The sequence below is a fragment of the Ruegeria sp. BC2 genome (assembly GCF_056539245.1).
The window spans coordinates 104128-127270 of the sequence record NZ_JBQFUQ010000004.1 but is presented as its reverse complement, the minus strand read 5'-3'; the positions used below and the strand labels follow the sequence as shown (position 1 = coordinate 127270).

At 63.2% G+C, this 23143-nt stretch carries 20 protein-coding genes; 9 read left to right on the top strand and 11 right to left on the bottom strand.

The genetic code is table 11. From position 1 onward, the window contains the following. Window positions 1-141: 141 nt before the first annotated feature. Window positions 142-2559 carry a DNA topoisomerase (ATP-hydrolyzing) subunit B gene (gene gyrB / locus ACR0CU_RS15630; RefSeq protein WP_170342384.1) on the bottom strand — a complete coding sequence of 806 codons (2418 nt, stop codon included), beginning with the start codon at window positions 2557-2559 and terminating at the stop codon, window positions 142-144. A gap of 125 nt (window positions 2560-2684) precedes the next feature. After that, window positions 2685-3257 carry a TetR/AcrR family transcriptional regulator gene (locus ACR0CU_RS15625; protein ID WP_170359940.1) on the bottom strand — a complete coding sequence of 191 codons (573 nt, stop codon included), beginning with the start codon at window positions 3255-3257 and terminating at the stop codon, window positions 2685-2687. A 97-nt stretch (window positions 3258-3354) separates the two neighbouring features. Between ACR0CU_RS15625 and ACR0CU_RS15620 the strand changes: the two genes are divergently transcribed. Next, window positions 3355-3921: a carboxymuconolactone decarboxylase family protein gene (locus tag ACR0CU_RS15620; protein ID WP_170365547.1), complete on the top strand. Its 567-nt coding sequence runs from the start codon at window positions 3355-3357 to the stop codon at window positions 3919-3921. Window positions 3922-3926: 5 nt separating this feature from the next. On the opposite strand, the gene recF is transcribed toward ACR0CU_RS15620, so the two are convergent. From recF to mutM, 6 genes are all read right to left on the bottom strand, one after another. Further along, a complete protein-coding gene (gene recF / locus ACR0CU_RS15615; RefSeq protein ID WP_170448622.1) occupies window positions 3927-5027 on the bottom strand; it encodes a DNA replication/repair protein RecF in 1101 nt (366 codons plus the stop codon). A gap of 59 nt (window positions 5028-5086) precedes the next feature. After that, window positions 5087-6208, bottom strand: a complete 1122-nt coding sequence (dnaN, locus tag ACR0CU_RS15610; RefSeq protein ID WP_170448624.1) for a DNA polymerase III subunit beta — start codon at window positions 6206-6208, stop codon at window positions 5087-5089. Window positions 6209-6429: 221 nt separating this feature from the next. After that, a complete protein-coding gene (dnaA, locus tag ACR0CU_RS15605) occupies window positions 6430-7821 on the bottom strand; it encodes a chromosomal replication initiator protein DnaA (protein WP_170342394.1) in 1392 nt (463 codons plus the stop codon). Window positions 7822-8363: 542 nt separating this feature from the next. Further along, on the bottom strand, window positions 8364-8627 hold the full coding sequence (gene rpsT / locus ACR0CU_RS15600) for a 30S ribosomal protein S20 (RefSeq protein ID WP_093963612.1): 264 nt from the start codon (window positions 8625-8627) through the stop codon (window positions 8364-8366). 230 nt (window positions 8628-8857) lie between these two features. After that, window positions 8858-9634 carry an enoyl-CoA hydratase gene (locus ACR0CU_RS15595; RefSeq protein WP_170367547.1) on the bottom strand — a complete coding sequence of 259 codons (777 nt, stop codon included), beginning with the start codon at window positions 9632-9634 and terminating at the stop codon, window positions 8858-8860. A 66-nt stretch (window positions 9635-9700) separates the two neighbouring features. Then, window positions 9701-10552 carry a bifunctional DNA-formamidopyrimidine glycosylase/DNA-(apurinic or apyrimidinic site) lyase gene (mutM, locus tag ACR0CU_RS15590; RefSeq protein WP_170448626.1) on the bottom strand — a complete coding sequence of 284 codons (852 nt, stop codon included), beginning with the start codon at window positions 10550-10552 and terminating at the stop codon, window positions 9701-9703. An 86-nt stretch (window positions 10553-10638) separates the two neighbouring features. On the opposite strand from mutM, the gene ubiE reads away from it, so the two are divergent. Then, the gene (gene ubiE / locus ACR0CU_RS15585) at window positions 10639-11391 is read left to right on the top strand and encodes a bifunctional demethylmenaquinone methyltransferase/2-methoxy-6-polyprenyl-1,4-benzoquinol methylase UbiE (RefSeq protein ID WP_480643398.1); all 753 of its coding nucleotides are present in this window, start codon (window positions 10639-10641) and stop codon (window positions 11389-11391) included. Window positions 11392-11394: 3 nt separating this feature from the next. After that, a complete protein-coding gene (ubiB, locus tag ACR0CU_RS15580) occupies window positions 11395-12924 on the top strand; it encodes a 2-polyprenylphenol 6-hydroxylase (RefSeq protein WP_170448630.1) in 1530 nt (509 codons plus the stop codon). 94 nt (window positions 12925-13018) lie between these two features. Here the strand turns inward: ubiB and ACR0CU_RS15575 are convergent, their stop codons facing one another. Further along, a complete protein-coding gene (locus ACR0CU_RS15575; RefSeq protein WP_170448632.1) occupies window positions 13019-14194 on the bottom strand; it encodes an acetyl-CoA C-acyltransferase family protein in 1176 nt (391 codons plus the stop codon). A gap of 117 nt (window positions 14195-14311) precedes the next feature. Here ACR0CU_RS15575 and ACR0CU_RS15570 point away from each other — a divergent pair, with 117 nt between their 5' ends. The 6 genes from ACR0CU_RS15570 to ACR0CU_RS15545 all read left to right on the top strand — a co-directional run bounded on the left by ACR0CU_RS15570 (window position 14312) and on the right by ACR0CU_RS15545 (window position 19962). Continuing rightward, a complete protein-coding gene (locus ACR0CU_RS15570; protein ID WP_170448634.1) occupies window positions 14312-14878 on the top strand; it encodes a helix-turn-helix domain-containing protein in 567 nt (188 codons plus the stop codon). A 117-nt stretch (window positions 14879-14995) separates the two neighbouring features. Further along, on the top strand, window positions 14996-16180 hold the full coding sequence (locus ACR0CU_RS15565) for a glycine C-acetyltransferase (protein ID WP_170448636.1): 1185 nt from the start codon (window positions 14996-14998) through the stop codon (window positions 16178-16180). Next, the gene (locus ACR0CU_RS15560) at window positions 16180-17130 is read left to right on the top strand and encodes a PLP-dependent cysteine synthase family protein (protein WP_170448638.1); all 951 of its coding nucleotides are present in this window, start codon (window positions 16180-16182) and stop codon (window positions 17128-17130) included. The genes ACR0CU_RS15565 and ACR0CU_RS15560 overlap by 1 nt, the downstream gene beginning before the upstream one ends. Window positions 17131-17150: 20 nt before the next feature. Then, window positions 17151-18179: an L-threonine 3-dehydrogenase gene (tdh, locus tag ACR0CU_RS15555; protein WP_170448779.1), complete on the top strand. Its 1029-nt coding sequence runs from the start codon at window positions 17151-17153 to the stop codon at window positions 18177-18179. Between the two features lie 64 nt (window positions 18180-18243). After that, complete coding sequence (locus tag ACR0CU_RS15550) at window positions 18244-19131, top strand: tryptophan 2,3-dioxygenase (RefSeq protein ID WP_170343125.1); 888 nt, start codon at window positions 18244-18246, stop codon at window positions 19129-19131. A 3-nt stretch (window positions 19132-19134) separates the two neighbouring features. Beyond that, entirely contained in the window at window positions 19135-19962 is an 828-nt protein-coding gene (locus ACR0CU_RS15545) for an alpha/beta hydrolase (RefSeq protein ID WP_170448640.1), read from the top strand. Between the two features lie 51 nt (window positions 19963-20013). Here ACR0CU_RS15545 and infB read toward each other — a convergent pair whose 3' ends face one another. Both infB and ACR0CU_RS15535 read right to left on the bottom strand, forming a co-directional pair. Continuing rightward, window positions 20014-22494 carry a translation initiation factor IF-2 gene (infB, locus tag ACR0CU_RS15540; protein WP_170343127.1) on the bottom strand — a complete coding sequence of 827 codons (2481 nt, stop codon included), beginning with the start codon at window positions 22492-22494 and terminating at the stop codon, window positions 20014-20016. A gap of 8 nt (window positions 22495-22502) precedes the next feature. Beyond that, window positions 22503-23126, bottom strand: coding sequence for an RNA-binding protein (locus ACR0CU_RS15535; protein WP_170343128.1), 624 nt, complete (start codon window positions 23124-23126; stop codon window positions 22503-22505). Between the last annotated feature and the right edge of the window lie 17 nt (window positions 23127-23143).

Below are 23143 nucleotides of genomic sequence, written 5' to 3'. Positions count from 1 at the left end.
TAGCCAAGAAAGCCCGCATTGGGTCCAACTTCCTTGATCCGCGCCACTCAGAACCGCTCCCAGGCCGCGTTTTTTGGCCGTAGGAGGGTCCTGAAAAAAAGCTGCCGTCAGTTGGGCCGGTTCAGCCGTCTTGAGAAGCGACTAGAAATCCAGGTTTTCCACGCTCAGCGCGTTTTTCTGGATGAATTCACGGCGCGGCTCGACCACGTCGCCCATCAACTTGGTGAACAAGTCATCGGCCTCGACCATGTCATCGACACGCACCTGCAGCAATGTCCGCGCGTCCGGATCCAGCGTAGTTTCCCACAGCTGATCGGGGTTCATCTCACCCAGGCCCTTGTAGCGCTGGAGCGACAGGCCTTTTTCGCCCTCTTCCAAAATGGCGCGCAGCAGATCCAGCGGGCCGTGGATGACCTGCGACCGGTCGCGGCGGACCAATGTGGCCGGCAGGTTGTAGACGTCCTGAAGGCTCTGGGTAAAGCTGCCTGTCTTGCGTGCCTCGCCGGAACGCAGCATCGGACCGTCCAGCGTGCGGACTTCCTCGACGCCACGCAGGATGCGCGCCAGTCTGATACCGTGATCCTGAGTGATCCGGCCCTGCCAGCCGCGCTCGTATTCCAGCGCAATCAGGTCCAGCCGCGCCGCGACCTTGTCGGCCACGCCCTGCAGGTCGGCATCCACCGCCCCGGGCACAAACGCCCCGGCAACGGCGGCCTGTTCAAGGATGTGCCGCGGGTAATGCGTCGGGAAGGCATCCAACACGCGCTTGAGCTGACGCGCCTCGTCCACCACACGGGTCAGATCCTGACCCACGATCTCTTCACCCGAGCCCAACTTGAGCACGGCGCCCTCGACACCCTGGTTGATCAGATAGTCGTCAAGCGCCGCCTGATCCTTCAGGTAAACCTCTGACTTTCCTCGTGAAACCTTGTAAAGCGGCGGCTGCGCGATGTAGAGATATCCACCCTCGATCAACTCGGGCATCTGGCGGTAGAAGAACGTCAGCAACAGGGTCCGGATATGTGCACCGTCCACGTCGGCATCGGTCATGATGACGATCTTGTGGTAGCGCAGCTTCGAGATGTCGAACTCGTCCCGGCCGATACCGGTGCCAAGCGCCATCACAAGGTTGCCGATTTCCTGGCTGGACAGCATTCGGTCGAACCGCGCACGTTCGACGTTCAGAATCTTGCCGCGCAAAGGTAGAACCGCCTGCGTCAGACGATCGCGACCGGTCTGCGCTGATCCGCCGGCCGAGTCCCCCTCGACAAGGAAAACTTCGCTTTTGGCCGGGTCCTTCTCAGAGCAATCCTTGAGCTTGCCGGCCAAATAGTTGACGTCCATCGCCGTCTTGCGTCGGGTCAGTTCGCGGGCTTTCCTCGCCGCTTCCCGCGCCAAGGCGGCCTCGATGATCTTGCCGACGATGGTCTTGGCCTCGTTGGGGTTCTCCTCGAACCACTCGGCCAGCTTCTCGTTCATCAACCCTTCGACAGCCGGTCGCACTTCCGAGCTGACAAGCTTGTCCTTGGTCTGGCTGGAAAACTTCGGGTCAGGTACTTTGACGGACAGCACGCAGGTCAGGCCTTCGCGCGCATCATCGCCGGTGAAGCTGACCTTTTCCTTTTTCGCGATCCCGCTGGACTGTGCGTAGTTGTTGATCGTGCGGGTCAGCGCTCCACGGAAGCCAGCGACATGCGTGCCGCCATCCCGCTGGGGGATGTTGTTGGTAAATGGCAGGACGGTTTCGTGATAGCTGTCGTTCCACCACATCGCGATCTCGACCCCGATATCGTCGCGCTCGCCCTTGATATAGATGGGCTCGGGCATGGCCGGAGTTTTCGACCGATCGAGGTATTTCACGAATTCCTTGACGCCGCCCTCGTAGAACAGTTCGGTCTCAAGCCGCTCGGCAGGCCGCTCGTCAATCAGGATGATCCGAACGCCCGAGTTCAGGAAGGCCAGTTCGCGCAACCGCTTCTCCAGCGTCTCGAACGAATACTCAAGGTTCGAGAACGTATTGGTCGAAGCCAGGAACCGCACCTCGGTCCCGGTCCGGTCGCCGCATTCGCCGACCACTTTCAGATGCTCCGAGGTTTCGCCGCCTTCAAACCGGGCGAAATGCTCTTTGCCGTTCCGCCAGATGCGCAGCTCCAGCCAATCGGACAGGGCGTTCACCACCGACACACCCACGCCGTGCAGGCCGCCCGACACCTTGTACGAGTTCGAGTCGAATTTCCCGCCGGCGTGCAGTTGGGTCATGATGACCTCGGCCGCCGAGACGCCTTCTTCGGGGTGGATGTCCACCGGAATCCCGCGGCCATTGTCGCTGACCGAGACGCTGGAATCGGCGTGAATCTTGACGGTCACGTGGTCGGCGTGACCGGCCAGAGCCTCGTCAATGCCGTTGTCCACGACCTCGTACACCATGTGGTGCAGACCGGACCCGTCGTCGGTGTCGCCGATATACATTCCGGGGCGTTTGCGGACAGCCTCCAACCCCTTGAGAACCTTGATGGAATCTGCGCCGTATTCCTGATTTGCCTGTGCGTCTTCGGACATGCCGTCAGTACCTATATTATTTTGGTAAGTTATACGTTCTCTGGTGGGGAATGTCACGTCATCCCCCCAGATTTTGTGCCGGTTCTTTCGGGCGCGGGCCGAACGGCTCGGCCGACCTCAGACGGTCACAATCTATCCAGATCGGCGGCGATATCAGCGGCGATTTGGCGGGCATCGACATCGCCGCGCTCGGCCGACAGGCGCAGGCCCAACAAGTCGGACTGGTAGCGCGCCGCCAGCCGTTCGGGATCATGGTCGAGGCCGATCTGCCCCTGCGCCTGCGCCTGCCGGAACAGATCGGCGAAACAGGCCTTCATCCGCGACAGATGGGTCGCGGCCAGTTGCGCCAGATCATGGTCCTTTGCGCTCAACTCGGCATAGGTCTTGGCCAGCATGCAGGCCTTTGCAGGCGCGTTCGCGGCCTCGACCACCAAACGCGGCTGGGTCTTGAGCGCACCCAGCGGCCCAAGCTCCTCGGCCAAGGCTTCAAGCCGGGCAACACCTTCATCCGCATAGCGTTCCAGCGTCAGGGCATACAAGGCGTCCTTTGACCCGAAGGCGGCGTAAAAGCTGCCTGGCTTCAACTTCAGCGCACGCTCGAGATCCTTCAGGGACGTGCCCGCCCAGCCCTGGCGCCAGAACAGGTCTCTGGCCTGCGCGATCAGCGCGTCACGGTCATAGGCAGGTTTGCGGGGCATGTGATCACCAGTTCTTGAACGATTACTCAAATATATACTTGAGTGATCGCTCAATAAAGCCTATTTCGGACTCAGCCGCCAGAAAAGGAGACCCGAAATGGCCGATTTTCCCTCACATGACCTCAACACCGCACCTGAAGGTTCGAAACCCCTGCTCGAGAAATCGCAGGCCGCGTTTGGCCGCCTGCCGGGCCTGCACAAGGTCATGGCCGAAAGCCCACAGCACCTTGAGGCCTACCAGGTTCTGCACCACCTGTTCCTGCAGACCGATTTCGACAATGACGAGAAAACGGTCGTCTGGCAGACCATCAACGTGGAAAACGAATGCCACTATTGCGTTCCGGCCCATACCGGCATCGCCAAGATGATGAAGGTGTCGGACGAGATCACCGAAGCGCTGCGCAATGAAACCCCGCTGCCCTCGCCCAAGCTCGAAGCACTGCGGACGTTCACGCTGCAGGTGATGAACCAGCGCGGCAACGTCACCGACGCGCAGTTGCAGGCGTTCTTCGATGCTGGCTATTCGCACCGCGCCGTTCTGGACGTGATCCTGGGCCTGGCGCAGAAAACCATGTCGAACTACGTCAACCACATGGCCCAGACGCCGGTGGACGAGGTGATGCGTCCCTTCCTGTGGGAACGCAAGGTTGGCGAGCCGGCCTGATCCGCTCAGGCGGGGGTGACGGTCGAGCCGTCACCCGCGTCATTGACCACGAAAGACTGCGCCCGGTCGCCCAGTTCGGCGAACAACTCGGGGCCTGTTCCGGTCATCCAGGCCTGCGCCCCCAGCGCGCAGATTTCATCATACAGCGCCGCCCGACGGTCCGCGTCCAGATGGGCCGCCACCTCGTCCAGCAACAGGATCGGCGGTGCTCCGACCTGCGCGGCCAGCGCCCGCGCGTTGGACAGAATCAACGACACCAACAGCGCCTTCTGCTCTCCGGTCGAACACTCACTGGCCGCAACGCCTTTGGCGGCAAAAACCCCATGCAGATCTGACCGGTGCGGCCCCACCAATGTGCGCCCCGCCGCCAGATCGCGGAACCGGTTTTTGGCCAGCGCCTCCAACAGATCCTGCGCGTTTTCGGGCATGTCCCCTTCGGACTGAACAAGTTCCAGTTCCGCCGAGGGAAAGGCGGTCTCGGCCTGTTCCTGCGCCGCGCGCAACTGCGCCAGAGCACCCAGCCGCGCGGTATGAATGCGATGCCCGGTTTCGGCCATCTGAGCCTCGAGCGCCGCGTACCAATGCGCGTCACGCACCTGCTCTTTCAGCAGGCGGTTCCGTTCGCGCATGGCCTTTTCATAGATCAACGCGGCCTCGGCATGGCTCGGATCGAAACTCAGCGTCACCCGGTCCAGAAAGCGCCGTCGGCCTTCGGCGCCTTCGATCCAAAGCCGGTCCATCGCGGGCATCAGCCAGACGACCCGCGCCAGCTTGCCCAGATCGATCTGGCTGGCTGCCTTTCCGTCGATCCGGACCTGCCGCGCTGCGCCCCCCTCGGACCAGGTTTCGATCTCGGACCGGCGGCCCTGAACGTCTAGAAGACCGCTCAGCTTCCAGCCCAGCGCCTCGGGCCGGCGCGTCATCTCGGCAGCGCTGGCCCGGCGCATGCCGCGGCCGGGTGAAAACAGGGATACCGCCTCGAGAATATTGGTCTTGCCGGCCCCGTTCGGCCCGAACAAGGCCACCGGCCGCCCGTCCAGCGCCATGCGCGCCAGCTTGTGCGACCGAAAATGCGAGACCGTCAATTCGGTCAGGGCCAAAGCCATGACCCCTCCCTTCATCCTTGTACAAACACGCGCGCCGGACGCATCCCGCGCCCGGGCGATCAGACGCGCATCGGCATCACGACATAGACCGCGCTCTGGTCATTGCCTTCGCGCATCAGGGTCGGGTCGCCCGCCGAGTTGAACAGGAACACCGCGTTCTCGCGGTCCACCTGGCTTGCGATTTCCAGCAGGTACTTGGCGTTGAACCCGATTTCCAGCCGTTCGTCGCCATAGGCCACGGCCAGCTCCTCCTCGGCCGCGCCGCTGTCGGGCGCATTCACCGACAGGACCAGCTTGTCGCCGTCCAACTGCAGCTTTACCGCACGGGACCGCTCGGACGACACGGTTGCCACCCGGTCGACAGCCTGGGCGAACTCGGCCGCGTCCACTTCCATCTTGCGGGTGTTGTTCTGCGGAATCACGCGGGTGTAGTCGGGGAAGGTCCCGTCGATCACCTTCGAGGTCAGCGTGATGTCGGGTGTGGCAAAGCGCACCTTGGTTTCGCTGACCGACACCGCGATGTCCATGTCGTCATCTTCCAACAGCTTGCGCAGCTCACCCACTGTTTTGCGCGGAACGATCACGCCCGGCATGTCCTCGGCCCCCGCCGGAAGATCGGCGTCAATCCGGGCCAGGCGGTGGCCGTCGGTGGCCACGCAGCGCAACACCTTGCCGCCCTCGGGGCCATCCGTCACGTGCATGTAGACACCGTTCAGGTAATACCGCGTCTCTTCCGTCGAGATGGCGAATTTCGACTTGTCGAACAGCCGCCGCAGCAGGGCCGCCGAAGCGGTGAAGTTCGACTGGTACTCCGAGGACGCCATCACAGGGAAATCCTCTTTCGGCAGGGTCGCCAGCGAGAAGTTCGACCGCCCCGCCTCGACCGTCAGCCGGCCAGCCGCGCTGTCGGCGGTCAGCGTGACCAGCGCGCCATCGGGCAGCTTGCGCACGATCTCGTGCAGGGTCGTTGCCGCAACCGTGGTTGCGCCCGCCTTTTCGACCTGCGCGGGAGCCTTGTCGACCACCTCGATATCCAGGTCGGTCGCGCGGAACAGAACCTGATCGCCCTCGGCCTCGATCAGCACATTGGCCAGGATTGGAATCGTGTTGCGGCGTTCCACAACGGATTGGGCCTGCGAAACGGCCTTGAGCAGCGTGCCGCGTTCGATGCTGATCTTCATACCCTCAATTCCTCTGATTTGAGTGCTTACATGGGCGGGACTGGCAAGTTAGCGGTTCAGCCCTGAGGCACAAGGATTTTTTACCGATTTCTGGGTCGGAACGCGCAAACCGTCAAGGTCCCGAGCGGCCCTGCGCCCCAGTTCCGTGGAAATCGTGGAAAAATGCGCACAGAAAAACCGCCCCCGCGCAAGGCCGGGGCGGTTCTTCGAATTGCAGGGGCTCAGGCTTCGAGCGCCCGGCGCAGCATTTCCACATCTTCGGCGATCTGACCGTCGGTCAGCTTCAGCTCTTCGATGCGTTTGACGCCGTGCATGACGGTGGTGTGGTCGCGCCCGCCAAAGCGGCGGCCGATCTCGGGCAGCGACCGGCTGGTCAGCTGCTTGCACAAATACATCGCCACCTGACGCGGGCGGGCATAGGACCGCAGGCGTTTCGGACCGATGATGTCGGACAGGCGGATGTTGTAGTAGTCGGAAACCTTGCGCTGGATCTCTTCGACGGTGATCTTGCGTTCCGAGGCGCGCAGCACGTCGGCCAGACAGTCCTGCGTCAGCTCCATGTCGATCTCGCGGCCGACCAGCGAGGCAAAGGCGAACAGCCGGGTCAGCGCCCCTTCCAGAACGCGCACGTTGGTCGAGATGCGATGGGCCAGGAATTCCAGCACGCCATCGGCGATCTTCAGGTCGGGATAGGTCTTGGCGTATTGCTGCACCTTGTTCTGCAGAATGCCCAAGCGCAGCTCGTAATCGGTCGGGTGCAGGTCAACTACCAGTCCGCATTGCAGACGCGACTTGACCCGTTCCTCCAGATCCTTGATCTCACCCGGCGCGCGGTCGGCCGAGATGATGATCTGTTTGTTCTGATCCACCAGCGCGTTGAAGGTGTGAAAGAATTCCTCCTGCGTCGAATCCTTGCCGGCGATGAACTGTACGTCATCGACCATCAGCACGTCGACCGAGCGGAACAGGTGTTTGAAATCCATCATCCGGCGCTCGCGCAGGGCCTGTACGAAGCGGTACATGAACTGTTCGGCCGACAGGTAGAGCACGTTGAGCTCAGGGCGTTTGGTCTTCAGTTCCCACGCGATGGCGTGCATCAGGTGCGTCTTACCAAGGCCGACACCGCCGTACAGAACCAGCGGATTGAAGGTTACGGGGCCGCCTTCGGAAACACGGCGCGCTGCGGCATGGGCCAGTTCGTTGGGCTTGCCGACGACGAAGGTGTCGAAGGTAAAGCGCGCGTCCAACGGTGCGGCCTGCAGCGACTCGAGCGCTTCATTGGTTCCGTTGCTTTCCGGTGCCAGCTCGATATTGACCGGCTCGGGCTGGTCTTCGACCGGCTGGACCGCGGCGGCGGGACGCGCCGGTGAGTTGGCGGCCACCCGGAAGGCCAGGCGCTGAACCGACTCTCCGGCCGTGTTCAGCTCGTACAGAATGAGGTCTGCAAAATTTTGACTGACGTAGTTCCCCATGAAGTTGGTCGGAACCGAAAATACGGCCACGCCTCCCTTCAATTCCTGAAATTCCAGTGGTTCAATCCAAGTCGTAAAATTGTTCCGGCCCACGGCCTTCAGCAATTTGTTACGCAGTTGTCCCCATTTTTCTTGTGTCATCCAGCGCCTCACGCATCCCAATATTTTTGACCTAATCGGCCTTATGATTGTGACCGGTATCCCGGTTCTTTTGCGTTCACTCGCGCACAGATATTCTGTCGCCGAAACCCCAAGAATCGGCGGGAATATCAGTGGTCACGACGCTTGCCTGTTTGACGACGACCAAAAAGTACGGCCGCCCAAACCGCGGTTTGCGCCACGCAGTTCCAGTTTTCGACAGGGCCAAGATCATCGGAGCAGCCGAGATCCGCAGCAGATCGTCAAACCGGTTGGCACCGGTTGCCGACATTCGCCCCTGGATCATTCTGATGCCCGTCAGTCCGATCGCAGGAACAGCCTGTCCCCCCAAGCGAGTGAATCGCTGAAACTGTCGTAGCAAGAGGCAGTGGGGCCGGGCAACGAAACTCTGATATTGACTCGGGTCTTTGGGCGAAAGAATCTCTCGGTTTCGTGAAGGCGCGGCATTCTGGCAACAACGCAAAAGGCGCCGCACGGGGCGACGCCTTCGAAACCGGAATGAACCAGCAAATGTTGACGCTAGGTCAACCCAGCGCTTTGACGCGCGCCGACAGGCGCGACATCTTGCGGGCTGCGGTGTTCTTGTGGAACACGCCTTTGGTGACGCCGCGCATCAGCTCGGGCTGGGCCGCGCGCAGAGCGGCGGTTGCCGCGTCCTTGTCGCCGGATGCGATAGCTTCTTCGACCTTGCGCAGGAAGGTGCGGATGCGCGAACGGCGTGCTTTGTTGATTGCATAACGCTTCTCGTTCTGACGAGCGCGTTTCTTTGCCTGGGGCGAGTTTGCCATGTGTCTCTGACCTTTGTTCGGTACGTTTGTCTAGGGTTGCACGTCACGGAATTACCCGCACCGGATCAGAAATCACGAGTGTGAATCGGGCCAAGCGGGCCGCACGCGCATGTATGGTGGCGGTCAATAGCCAAGTTTTCAGACTTTGCCAAGCCGATTCTTGGCTTTGTTGCCCGCCATGAAAAAAGGCGGGCAACGCCCGCCTGATCCTGCAGTCTTGTCGGCGCCGGTTATTTGTCGCGGAACTGGGCCGCGCGCTTTTCAAGGAATGCGCCCATGCCTTCCTTCTGGTCTTCGGTCGCGAACATCGAATGGAACACGCGCCGCTCGAACAGCATGCCCTCGCTCAGCGGCACCTCGTAGCTGCGGTTGACAGCCTCTTTCGCGGCCATCGCGGTCAGCAGCGATTTCTCGGCAATCTTCTGGGCTGCGCCGGTCGCCTCTTCGATCAGCTTCTTGGCCGGCACCACGCGCGACACGAGGCCCGAGCGCTCGGCCTCTTCGGCATCCATGAAACGCCCGGTCAGGTTCATGTCCATCGCCTTGGACTTGCCCACGAACCGCGTCAGGCGCTGGCTGCCGCCCATCCCGGCGATGACGCCCAGATTGATCTCAGGCTGGCCGAACTTGGCGGTGTCTGCGGCGATGATGAAATCGCACATCATGGCCAGCTCGCACCCGCCGCCCAGCGCATAGCCCGCCACCGCCGCGATGATCGGCTTGCGGATCGCGGTGATCCGGTCGTTGGCGTCGGCGAACAGGTTGGTGGTGTAGACATCGACAAAGCTCATCTCGGACATCTCCTTGATGTCCGCGCCCGCGGCGAATGCCTTTTCCGATCCGGTGATGACGATGCAGCGCACCTTGTCATTGGTGTCCGCGTCCTCGAGCGCCTCGCACAGCTCACCCAGAAGCTGAGTGTTCAGCGCGTTCAACGCATCGGGTCTGTTGAGCTTGATTAGGGCGACGTGGTCTTCGATTTCGACGATGATCGTCTCAAAAGCCATGAGGTCTGAGCTTTCGGTTGTTCCGTTCAGGTCCAATTCCTTATCACGCGAAAAACTCGGATCAAGCTATCTTTGGCATTGCGCGCAATAGAAGGTTGAGCGTCCCGACTGGGTGATTCTGCGGATTTCGGCTCCGCAGCCCTCGGTCCGGCAGGGCTGGTCCTCGCGCCCGTAGACGTCGAAACTGTGCTGAAAATATCCAAGCTCTCCATCGGCTTGCCGGAAATCACGCAGCGAGGATCCGCCGGCCTCGATGGCCTCGGCCAGCACCGTCCGGATCACCGGAACCAGGGCCTCGACCCGCCCGGCCGAGATCTGACCCGCCTTGCGACGTGGCGACACTCTGGCGCGGTAGAGCGCCTCGCAGACATAGATGTTGCCCAGCCCGGCAACGATTCTCTGATCCAGCAGCGCCGCCTTGACCGGTGTGCCCCGGCCGCGGAAGGCGTCGATCAGATAGGTCTCGTTGAAATCGTTGCCCAGCGGCTCCGGCCCCAGAACGGCCAGCAGCTTGTGTTGCTCAGCGGTTGCCGTGGGCATCAGGTCCATCGCCCCGAACCGGCGCGGGTCATTGAAGGTGATGCGTGCGCCATTGGCCATGTGAAACACCACGTGGTCATGCTTCTGCGGCATCGGATGATGATGCACGAACTGTCCCAGCGGATCGCCCGACACGGTCATGCGGCCCGACATGCCCAGATGAATCAACAAAGTCTCGCCGCCGCTCAGATCGGCAAGGATATATTTGGACCGTCGCCGCAGGCGTTCGACCCGCTGGCCGGTCAGCCGTTCAGCCATCCGCTCGGGGAAGGGCCAGCGCAGATCGGGGCGGTTCACGTCCGCCCTTTCGATCACCACGCCTTCCATCGCCGGGGCAAGGCCGCGTCTTACTGTCTCGACCTCGGGCAATTCGGGCATTAGACGGCTCCTATTCCAAAGGGCCGCATTGTGCCCCGGTTTCCAGGCCCTATAACAGAGACGAAATTCGACGAACGGCAAGGCTTATGTCCGACAACAGCGACAAGACCACTCATTTCGGTTTCGAAACCGTCCCCGAGGCCGAAAAGGCCGGGCGCGTGCAGGGCGTATTCAACTCGGTCGCGTCGAAATACGACGTGATGAACGACGTGATGTCGATGGGCATCCACCGGGTCTGGAAGGACGCGATGATGGACTGGCTGGCCCCGCGCCCCGGCCAGCGCCTGCTGGACGTGGCCGGCGGCACCGGTGACATCTCGTTCCGCTTCCTCAAGCGGGCGGGCCACGGCCATGCCACCGTTCTGGATCTGACCGAGCCGATGCTGATCGAGGGTCGCAAACGCGCCGAGGCCGCACAGATGGCCGACAGCCTGGACTGGCTGGTGGGCGACGCGATGGCCCTGCCGTTCGAGGACAACACCTTCGACGTCTACACCATCTCCTTCGGCATCCGGAACGTGACCCGCCCGCAAGAGGCCCTGAACGAGGCCTACCGCGTGCTCAGACCCGGCGGCCGCCTGATGGTGCTGGAGTTCAGCCAGTTGCCCAATGACGGGCTGCAGAAACTCTACGACCTCTACAGCTTCAACGTGATCCCGCGCATGGGCAAGCTGATCGCAAACGACTATGACAGCTATCAATACCTGGTCGAATCGATCCGCAAATTCCCCGATCAGGATACCTTTCTGGGCATGGTCCGCGCCGCCGGATTCGAAAACGCGAAATACCGCAACCTCAGCATGGGCATCGCCGCCCTGCATTCCGGCTGGAAGATCTGACGCATGCGCGGCCCCCACAACATCATCCGCCTGATCCGCACGGGCGCCACGCTGGAGCGCACCGGCGCCATGAACGTGGTGCTGGACGCGTTCGAGGCTCCGCGCGCGTTGCGGATCGTGGCCCACACTCTGGGCAAACCGTTCCAATGGCTGGGCTACAAGGGCGACCCATCCATGCCGCCGGCGACCCGGGCGCTGACCGCCCTGGGCCCGGCCTACATCAAGTTCGGTCAGGTCCTGTCCACGCGCCCCGATGTCGTCGGCGAAGAGCTGGCCGAACAGCTGCGCGTCCTGCAGGACAAGCTGCCCCCCTTTCCACGCGACGTGGCCATGGCCGAGGTGGAAAAGGAGCTGGGCCAACCTCTGGACGAGATGTTCTCGGAGTTCAGCGAACCGATCGCGGCCGCCTCGATCGCGCAGGTCCACAAGGCCAAATTGGCCAGCACAGGCGAGGATGTGGCCGTCAAGGTCCTGCGCCCCGGCATCGAACGCGCGTTCCGCAAGGATGTGGATGCGTTCTATTTCGCCGCCCGGATAGTCCAGCTTTTCGCCCCCGGTGCGCGCCGGCTGCGCCCGATGGACGTGATCGAGCATTTCGACGGCGTCGTCCGCGGCGAACTGGATCTCAGGCTCGAAAGTTCGGCAGCCTCGGAATTTGCCGCCAACACGCAGAATGACGAAGGCTTCTGGCTGCCGCCCGTGGTGTGGTCGCTGTCCGCGCGCCGGGTCATGACGCTCAGCTGGGCAGACGGCATCCCCTTGGGCGACAACGACGCGCTGGACGCCGCAAATCACGACCGCCGCGACCTGGCCGAGCGTGTGCTGCGCCTGTTCCTGCTGCACGCCCTGCGCGATGGCTTCTTCCACGCCGACATGCACCAGGGCAACCTCAAGGTCGCCGCGAACGGCGACATCATCGCCTATGACTTCGGCATCATGGGCCATATCGACGAATACACCCGCCGCGTCTATGCCGAGATCCTCTTCGGCTTCATCCGCCGCGACTACAAACGCGTGGCCGAGGTGCATTTCGAGGCCGGCTATGTCCCGGCTAACCAGGACGTCGATGAATTCGCCCGCGCCCTGCGCGCAGTGGGCGAACCGATCTTCGGCATGGATGCCACCCATATCTCGATGGGCCGCCTGCTGAATTACCTGTTCGAGGTGACCGAACGCTTCGGCATGGAAACCCGCACCGAACTGATCCTGCTGCAACGCACGATGGTGGTGGTCGAAGGCGTCGCCCGCTCGCTCGACCCGCATATGAACATCTGGGAGGTCGCCCGCCCCGTGGTCGAGGACTATATCAAGCAGTCCATCGGCCCCCGCGCCGCCCTGCGTGATTTTGGAAAAACAGCGCTGGTTCTTGCACGGTTCGGTCCCCGCCTACCTGATCTGGTCGAAAATGCCCTGATCGCCCAGACCCGCAAGGATGATCCCTCCGGATCAGATTTCTGGCCCAAGGCCATTCCCGCCGCAATCGGAGCGGCAGCCGGGGCAGTGGCCGTCCTGATCCTTTCGGGCCTGGGCTGACAGGCGCCGTCGCTTCATCTGGCCAAAAATATCCTCGGGGGGAATCGCGCCCAAGCGCGATGGGGGGCAGACAGCCCCCCTGCCCAGCCCGGAATCAGAGCCGCTCGATAGCGACGGCAATCCCCTGCCCGCCACCGATGCACATGGTGATCAGACCTTTCGACCCGCCGATGCGCTCCAACTCGTACAGAGTCTTCAGCGTGATGATCGCCCCGGTGGCCCCCACCGGATGACCCAAGGCGATGGCCCCGCCATTCGGGTTCACCTTTGCCGGGTCCAGCCCCAGTTCCTTGTTCACTGCCAGCGCCTGGGCGGCAAAGGCCTCGTTGCTTTCGATCACGTCGAAATCGCCCGCCGACAGGCCGGTCCGCTCCATCAGGTTGCGCACGGCCGGAACTGGGCCGATCCCCATGACTTCGGGGCGGACACCTGCATGAGCATAGCCCAGGATGCGCGCCTTTGGCGTCAGGCCGGCTTTCTCGGCGGCATCGGCCGTGGCCAAAACCATCGCCGCCGCGCCGTCATTGATACCCGAGGCGTTCCCCGCAGTCACACGCCCGTCCTTCTGGAACACCGGGCGCAGCCCAGCCAGGGCCTCGGCCGTGGTCGCCTTGGGATGCTCATCGACCCTGAAATCGACCATGTCGCGCTTGACCTTGACCTGCACCGGCGCGATCTGGCTGTCGAAATAGCCCGCCTCGATCGCAGCCGCCGCGCGCTGCTGGCTGGCCAGCGCAAACGCGTCCATCTCCTCGCGCGTGATCTGGTGTTCATCGGCAACGTTCTCGGCGGTGACGCCCATATGCCCGGTGCCAAAGGGGCAGTTCAGCGCGCCCAGCATCATGTCCAGCGACTTGATGTCGCCCATCTTGGCGCCCCAACGCGCCTGCGGAACGATGTAGGGGCTACGCGACATGTTCTCGGCCCCGCCGGCCACGGCAAACTCGGCATCCCCCAGCATCAGCGATTGAACCGCCGATACGATGGCCTGGGCACCCGACCCGCACAGCCGGTTCACGTTCATCGCCGGGGTGCCGTTCGGAATGCCTGCCTGCATCGCCGCGACGCGCGACAGGTACATGTCGCGCGGCTCGGTATTGATGACGTGACCAAACACCACATGCCCGATCCGGTCGCCTTCGACGCCGGATTTCTCAAGCGCGGCCTTGGTCACGACGGTGGCCAGATCGATCGGCGCAGTCGCGGCCAGCGACCCTCCGAACGTACCGATTGCGGTGCGGGCACCGTCCAGAATCACGATGTCGGTCATGTCTCTCTCCTCTTGGATTTGCGCGCAGTATGCACCCGCAGCATGGGCCTGTCGCGCGGGACGTTCCGTCATCGGCGGAATTGACAATTCGCGCCCGGACGCGCAAGAAATTCCGCCATGACGGAAAACTCAGACGATATCCTGACACGCCTGCCCGCCCGCCTGAAAGAGGCCCGGCGCGCCAAGGGGCTGTCGCTGGAAGCGGTGGCCAATCTCAGCGGCGTCTCCCGGTCGATGGTCAGCCAGATCGAACGCGGCGAAAGCAGCCCCACGATCTCGACCCTGTGGAACCTGACCCGTGCGCTGCAGGTCGATTTCGCTGGTCTGCTGGAAGAGTCTGAGACCACCGACCAGATCGAGGTGCTGCGCAGCGCCGAGGTGCCCAGCATCGACAATATGGGCCAATCCTGCCGGATCCGCATCCTCTCGCCACCCGAAGAGGCCGGGGGCCACGAGGTCTATGATATCCGGTTCGACGCAAACGGAGCGCTGAACAGCCAGCCGCATGCCCGCGGCGCGCGCGAACAGCTGACCGTATTGGAAGGGGCCGTCCGCGTCACCTCGGGCGCCGCGACGATGGAACTGCGCCAGGGCGACACGGCCCGGTATGCGGCCGATGTGGCCCACGCCATCGCGGCGCCGGACGGACCTGCCCGCGTGTTCCTGATCGTCAAGAACGCCTGATCCGCGCGCATCGGCCAGTTTCCGCCTTTACGGATTTTTTTCCGCCATACTGAAAATCTCCTATTTGGGATGTGCGTCCGTTATGTTAGATACGCGACTCAGAAGAAGGAGATCGCCATGGCTGATGCATTCCTGTCCCACGTTTCGGACACCCTCTCGCAGATCAAGGCGGAAGGCCTGTACAAGACGGAACGAATGATCACCTCGCCCCAAAGCGGCGAGATCACGGTGGGCGGACGTCAGGTCATCAACCTGTGCGCCAACAATTACCTGGGTCTGGCCGACCATCCGGCGCTGATCGAGGCCGCGAAGAACGCGATGGAGCCCAAGGGGTTCGGCATGGCCTCGGTCCGGTTCATCTGCGGCACGCAGGACATCCACCGCGAGTTGGAGCAGCGGTTGGCCAAGTTTCTGGGCAAGGACGATTCGATCCTGTTCGCGGCCTGTTTCGACGCCAATGGCGGGTTGTTCGAACCCCTGCTGGGACTCGAGGATGCCATCATCTCGGACAGTCTGAACCATGCCTCGATCATCGACGGGGTGCGGCTGTGCAAGGCCAAACGCTATCGCTACATGAACAATGACATGAACGACCTCGAGGCCTGGCTGAAACAGGCGCGCGAGGACGGGGCGCGGCACATCATGATCGCCACCGACGGAGTGTTCTCGATGGATGGCTACCTGGCCAACCTGCCCAGGATCCGCGAACTGGCCGACAAATACGACGCGGTGCTGATGGTCGATGACTGCCATGCCACCGGCTTCATGGGGCCGCGAGGCGCGGGCACGCCGGATCATTTCGGCGTGGACGTGGACATTCTGACCGGGACATTGGGCAAGGCACTTGGGGGGGCAATCGGCGGTTACATCGCCGGGCCGCAGCCAGTGATCGACCTGCTGCGGCAGCGGGCGCGGCCCTATCTGTTCTCGAATTCGCTGCCGCCTTCCATCGTCGCCGCCGGGCTCGAGGCGATCCGCCTGGTCGAAGAGGGCGACATGCTGCGCAAGCAACTGTTCGGCAACGCGAAATACTGGCGCGCCGGGCTGGAGAAGCTGGGGTTCGACTTGCTGCCGGGTGAACATCCGATCATCCCCGTGATGCTGGGCGAGGCGCAGCTGGCGCAGGACATGGCCGCCCGCCTGTTCAACGAAGGCGTCTACGTCTCGGGCTTCTTCTTCCCGGTGGTCCCGCGTGGCCAGGCCCGCATCCGCACCCAGATGAACGCGGCGCTGACCCGCGACGAGTTGGACCGCGCGCTGGCCGCCTTCGGCAAGGTCGGCAAGGCGTTGGGGGTCATCTGATGGTTCTGAACTCGGTCATCGACGCGATCGGCGATACGCCCCTGATCGAGCTGTCCCGGGTTTGCCAAATACTGGATCTGGACGGCCGTATTCTAGCAAAGCTGGACTATCTGCTGCCGGGCTTTTCGAAAAAGGATCGGGCCGCCCGGTCCATCATCGAACAGGCCCGCGCCGACGGCAGCCTGATCCCGGGGCAGACGGTTGTCGAGCTGACCTCAGGCAACATGGGCACCGGCCTGGCGATTGTCTGCGGCATTCTGGGGCACCCGTTCGTGGCGGTCATGAGCGCAGGGAACTCGGTCGAACGCGCCCGCATGATGCGCGCCTTGGGCGCCGAGGTGGTGATCGTCCCTCAGGCCGAAGGCGGCAAACCGGGCGAAGTCTCGGGCGGCGACCTGGCGCTGGTGGATGACGCCGCCCGCCGCATCACCGCCGAGCGCAACGCATTCCGCGCCGATCAGTTCGGCCACGCGGGCAACCCCAAGGCCCATGCCGCCGGGACGGGTCCGGAAATCTGGGCCCAATCAGCAGGTGCCGTGACGGCCTTTTGTGATTTTGCCGGCTCTGGCGGCACGCTTGCCGGGGTCTCTGAATACCTGTCACCCCTTGGGGTGCGGTGCTATGCGGTCGAACCCGAAGGCGCTCGTGCCTTGGCCGGTGAACCCGTCCGTGCGCCTGATCATCCCATCCAGGGCGGCGGTTATGCGATGTCGGATCTGACGCATCTGAACGGAGTGCAATTGGCCGGTCATCTGTCCGTCACCGGCGCATCGGCGCGCGACGCCACCCGCCTGTTGGCCCGCACCGAAGGCATCTTTGCGGGCTTTTCTGCCGGGGCGAACCTGGCTGCCGCCATCGACCTGCTGCGTGGCCCGGAACGGGGTGGCTGCATCGCGATCGTGATGTGTGACAGCGGCTTGAAATACCTGTCGACCGATTTGTGGGAGTGATCCGGATGCGACCCAACACGATGAAAGCGCTGGAGAAGTCCAAGCCCGAAGAAGGGCTGTGGATGGTGCAGGCCCCGGTCCCCGAGATCGGCCCCGACGAGGTTCTGATCCGCGTGAAAAAGACCGGTATCTGCGGAACCGACATCCATATCTGGAACTGGGATGAATGGGCGTCGCACACGGTGCCTGTTCCCATGATCACCGGCCACGAATTCGCCGGCGAGATCGTCGAGCTGGGACGCAACGTGACCGGGTTGAAGATCGGCCAGCGCTGCTCGGGCGAGGGTCACCTGATCGGCACCGACAGCCGCCAGAGCCGCGCGGGCAAGTTCCACCTCGACCCGGGCACGCGCGGGATCGGGGTGAACGAACAGGGCGCCTTTGCCCAATATCTCAAGCTGCCGGCCTTCAACGTGGTGCCCCTGCCCGACGACATTCCGGACGAGATCGGCGCGATACTCGACCCGCTGGGCAATGCCGTACACACCGCGCTGAGCTTCGACCTGCTGGGCGAGGACGTGTTGATCACCGGCGCGGGCCCGATCGGGATCATGGCCGCCGCGGTGGCCCGCCACGCCGGAGCGCGGCATGTGGTGATCACCGACATCAACCCCGACCGGCTGGCGCTGGCGCGGCATGTCGTGCCTTCGGTCCGGGCGGTGAACGTGGCCGAGGAAGATCTGCAATCGGTGATTTCCGACCTGGGCATGAGCCAGGGTTTTGACGTGGGGCTGGAAATGTCGGGCTCGCAGGCGGCGCTGGACCAGATGGTCGAGGCGCTGGTGATGGGCGGCAAGATCGCCCTGCTGGGTATTCCGCCCGGCAAATCGCCCGTCGACTGGAGCCGCATCGTGTTCAAGGCGATCACCATCAAGGGCGTCTACGGCCGCGAGATGTTCGAGACCTGGTACAAGATGATCGCGATGCTGCAGAACGGTCTGGATGTCAGCCGGGTCATCACCCATCGCTTTGCCGTCGATGACTTTGCGCAGGGCTTTGCCGCCATGAAGTCGGGAAAATCGGGCAAGGTGGTGTTGGACTGGGCCTGACCCTCTGGATAGTTGCAAACGCACCTTCTAGACAGGTGCGCACACATGCCGGGGAGGAAATGAAATGGCCGACAAAGCCAAGGGCGACCGCCCGCTGGAGCGCGGAATCGAGGATACGCTGGTGACCGATTTCGCGGATACCCACCGCAAAAGCTATGGCGATTTCCTGCAACTCAAGACCCTGCTGAACTTGCAGAAAACCTTTCAGGACCCGGCCCAACCCGATGAGATGCTGTTCATCATCATCCATCAGGTCAGCGAGCTTTGGCTGAAACTGATGCACCATCAGCTGGTCGAGGTGCGCCGGTTTCTGCAGCAGGATGAGTTCGGCCCCGCGATGAAGAACCTGGACCGGATCAAGGCGATCCAGCGCCAGTTGATCGCCGCGTGGGAAACCCTGCTGACCATGACGCCCGCCGACTATATGACCTTCCGCAAGGCGCTGGGCAATTCATCCGGTTTCCAAAGCTATGGCTATCGCCAGATCGAGTTCATCCTGGGCAACAAGGACACCGCCACGCTGAAGGTGCATGAGCACGACCCCGAAGTGATGGAGATGCTGACCGCCGCTCTGGTCAAACCGTCGCTGTATGACGAGGTGTTGCACATGCTGGCGCGGCAGGGGTTCGACGTGCCGCAGGACCTGCTGGACCGGGACTATTCAAAGACCTATTCCGGCGATCCGCGCATCGTGAAGATCTGGGCCGAGATCTACCGGAACACGGGCCGATACTGGGACCTGTATGCGCTGGCCGAAAAGCTGATGGATGTGGAATCGCTGTTCCAGCGGTGGCGGTTCGACCATGCGACTGCCGTCGAACGTGTGATCGGCATGCAGCCCGGCACCGGCGGCTCCAGCGGCGTGGCCTTCCTGCGCAAGGCGCTGGAGCTGCGATTCTTCCATGACCTTTATGACGTGCGCACCGACCTGATGTACGGCGGACAGGGCTGAGCCATGCTGTATCGCGGATTTACCCAAGCCGAGCTGGAGCGCGAATACGCGCCCAGTTCGATGATCGGCGGCGACCTTGCGCCCTATCTGGCGGCCTATTCGGCGCTCAGCGCGCAGGCGCGGGCGCAAATGACGGTGCAAGAAATTCTCGGCTATGGCGTCACGCCCGCGCAGGTGCTGGATTTCTTTCCCGCCCGCACGCCCGGCGCACCGCTGCATGTGTTTATCCACGGCGGCTATTGGCAGGCGCTCAGCCAGCGCGACTCGGCGATGATGGCGCCCGCGCTGGTCCAAGGCGGGCAGGCCTTTGCGACGGTGAACTACACGCTCGCCCCCGACGCGCGGCTGTACCAGATGGTCGATGAATGCCGGACCGCGCTGATGTGGCTGGCCACCCGGGCCAAGTCGCTGGGGTTCGACGCCTCGCATGTCACCCTGTCCGGGCACAGCGCCGGCGCGCATCTGGCGGCGATGGTCATGGCGACCTCGGCCGACCAATTCGCCCGGATCGGCCTGCGGGTGCGCGAAGTCATCCTGATCAGCGGCGTCTACGACCTGGAACCGATCAGCCTGACCCCGGTCAACGATCCCCTGCAGCTGACCCCGGTCGAGCTGCACGACCTGTCCCCCACCCTGAACCTGCCCGCGCCCGGGCCGCGCTATCGGGTCACGGTGGGCGAGCGGGACACCGGCGAGTTCATCCGCCAGAGCCGCGATTATGCCGAAGCGTTGCGCAAGACCGGGCACGCGGTCAGCTTTGACCTGCAGCCGGGCACGCACCATTTCGACATCATCCTCAAGGACGGGACGTTTCTGAACGACCACCCCTGAAAGCGAAAACGGCGGCCCTGGGGACCGCCGTTTCCTTCAATTTCGACCGGATCAATCCAGCGTGCGGGTGACTTCCTCGCGCTCGAAGATCTCGATCACGTCGCCGGGGCGGATATCGTCGTAATTCTCGAACGCCATACCGCATTCCTGACCCGACTGAACCTCGGCCACTTCGTCCTTGAAGCGTTTCAGCGTCTTCAGCGTGCCTTCGTGGATCACCACGTTGTCGCGCAGCAGGCGCACGCCGGCCGAGCGGCGGGCAACGCCCTCGGTGACCAGACAGCCGGCAACCTTGCCGACGCCAGTGACCTTGAACACTTCCTTGATCTCGGCGTAGCCGATGAACTTCTCGCGGATCTCGGCGCTCAGCAGGCCCGAGGCGGCGGCTTTGACGTCATCCACCAGGTCGTAGATCACCGAGTAGTAGCGGATCTCGACGCCCTTCTGGTTGGCGGTGTTGCGCGCCGACGCGTTGGCCCGCACGTTGAATCCAAAGACCGGAGCACCCGACGCTTCGGCCAAGCCGATATCGGTTTCGGTGATGGCGCCGACGCCCGAATGCAGCACGCGCACGCGTACCTCGTCGTTGCCGATCTTCTCCATCGCCTGGACGATCGCCTCGGCCGAGCCCTGCACGTCGGCCTTGACCAGAATGGGCAGCTCGGCCACGTTCTCGTCTTCTTTGGCCTTCTGCATCAGCTGTTCCAGCGTGGTCGCGGCACCGGCGGCGGCGCGCTTGTCCTTGGCAACCTGCGCGCGGTACTCGGCGATCTCGCGGGCCTGCGCCTCGGTCTCGGTCACGTTCAGAACGTCACCGGCCTCGGGCGTACCGTTGAGACCCAGAACCTCGACCGGAACCGAAGGCCCGGCTTCCTGGACGCGCTCGCCCTTGTCGTTAATCAGCGCGCGGACCTTGCCGTACTGTTCGCCCACGACGAAGATGTCGCCCTGGCGCAGCGTACCTTTCTGGACCAGAACGGTCGCGACCGGGCCACGGCCCACGTCCAGCTGCGCCTCGATCACGGCGCCTTGTGCGGCGCGGTTCGGGTTGGCCTTCAGCTCCAGAATCTCGGCCTGCAGCGCGATGGCTTCCAGCAGATCGTCCAGACCCTGGCCCGTGATGGCCGACACTTCGACATCCTGAACCTCGCCGGACATCTTCTCGACGATCACCTCGTGTTGCAGCAGGTCGGTGCGCACCTTGTCCGGGTTGGCCTCGGGCTTGTCGACCTTGTTGATCGCAACGATCATCGGAACACCGGCAGCCTTGGCGTGGTTGATTGCCTCGACCGTCTGCGGCATCACAGCGTCATCCGCCGCGACAACCAGCACCACGATGTCCGTTACCTGAGCACCGCGCGAGCGCATCGAGGTAAAGGCCGCGTGGCCCGGCGTATCCAGGAAGGTCAGCGTAGTGCCGTCGTTGGTCTGCACCTGATAGGCGCCGATATGCTGGGTAATGCCACCGGCCTCGCCCGCAACGACTTTGGCGTCGCGGATCGCGTCCAACAGCGAGGTCTTGCCGTGGTCGACGTGACCCATGATGGTAATGACCGGCGGACGGGGCTGCAGGTCTTCATCCTTGTCCTCGACATCCGAGATGACATCCTCGACATCCGCATCCGAAACCCGCACGACCTTGTGGCCGAATTCTTCGATGATCAGTTCGGCAGTGTCGGCGTCGATGGTCTGGTTCTGCGTGACCATCATACCCATGTTCATCAGCGACTTGACGACATCGGCGACGCGTTCGGCCATACGGTTGGCCAGTTCCGATACAACGATCGCCTCGGGCAGTTGAACCTCGCGGATCACCTTTTCACGTTCGACCGAGCCGCCCATGGCTTTCTGCCGCGCACGCTCCTGTTTGCGCTTCATCGATGCCATCGAACGCTGCCGGCCACCTTCACCGCCCGACAGCGCCTGATTCAGGGTCAGCTTGCCCGAACGGCGGCCATCGTCACGGCCCTTGCCGCGTGTCTGACGCTGTTCGCGGTCCGCCTTGCGCGGCGTTTCCGCTGGCGCAGGCTTGCTGGCCGCGGGGGCCTTGGCCTTGGGCGCCTCTTTCGCGGCCGCGGCTTCTGCTGCGGCGCGCTGAGCGGCTTCTTCGGCCTCTTTCTGCTTGCGCTCTTCTTCCTCGGCTTTCTGCCGGGCTTTCTCCTCGGCCTCGCGCTGTTCGCGCTCTTTGGCCTCCTGTTCGGCGCGGCGGCGTTCACGCTCTTCGGCGCGCGCCTTTTCCTCGGCCTCGCGGCGTTCGGCTTCCTCGGCCTCACGGGCCTTGGCCGCCTGCAATGCCTTCAGGCGCCGATTCATCTCGGCATCGGAAATCCCGGCCGGCCGGCGCGAAGGATCACCCGACGGCGCAGCGCCACCGCTGGGCTTGGACGCTCCCGGCTTGGGAACCACCACGCGCTTGCGTTTGGTTTCCACCACGACATTCTTGGTGCGTCCGTGGCTGAAACTCTGTTTCACATTCCCGGGGCGTGCCCCGCCACGAAGACCCAATGTCTTTTTGCCGTCACTATCGCTCATAAAGCTTCTTACCCTTCCGCGCGGCCCTTGCCGCCGTCATCCATATCGCGCAAGCCACGCAGGCGCTGCGCTTCCTCTACAACACGTTTGGCGAGTCCGCCAGAGGCGAGCGCCGCATGAATCACCGTTTGGCGCCCAAATGCCGCCCCAAGCTCGTCTGCGGTCAGCCAGCCAATGTATTTCCCGAAATGCGGCGTGCTCAGCTTGGACTTGCCGCGCCCGGAACCATCGACCGCCTGAATCAGAACCCAGGCCTCTTCGCGATCAAGCCAGGACTTGACCTTTTCATACCCGGCGACCGCATCGCCGGACTTTCGCGCCAGGCTGATCAATTCGATCACGCGGCGCGACAATTGACGCTCCACCTCGTCCACAAGGTCCTGCGGTACAGTCACCTGCGCCTTGAACCCGCGTGCAAACAGCTTCTTGCCGACGGCCGTGTCCAGCGCCTTGCGATCCGCCGAGACATAAACGCCCCGACCCGGCAACTTGGACGCGACATCCGGGAAAACCTGCCCATCCGGGCCGGTTACAAAGCGGATCAGCCCGTACCGAGGCTGCACCTCGCCCGTGGCGATGCATTTCCGCTCTGGCCCTTCGGACCGTTCCTTATGGACGCCACCGCGACCCATGTGTGCCACCCGAGGCC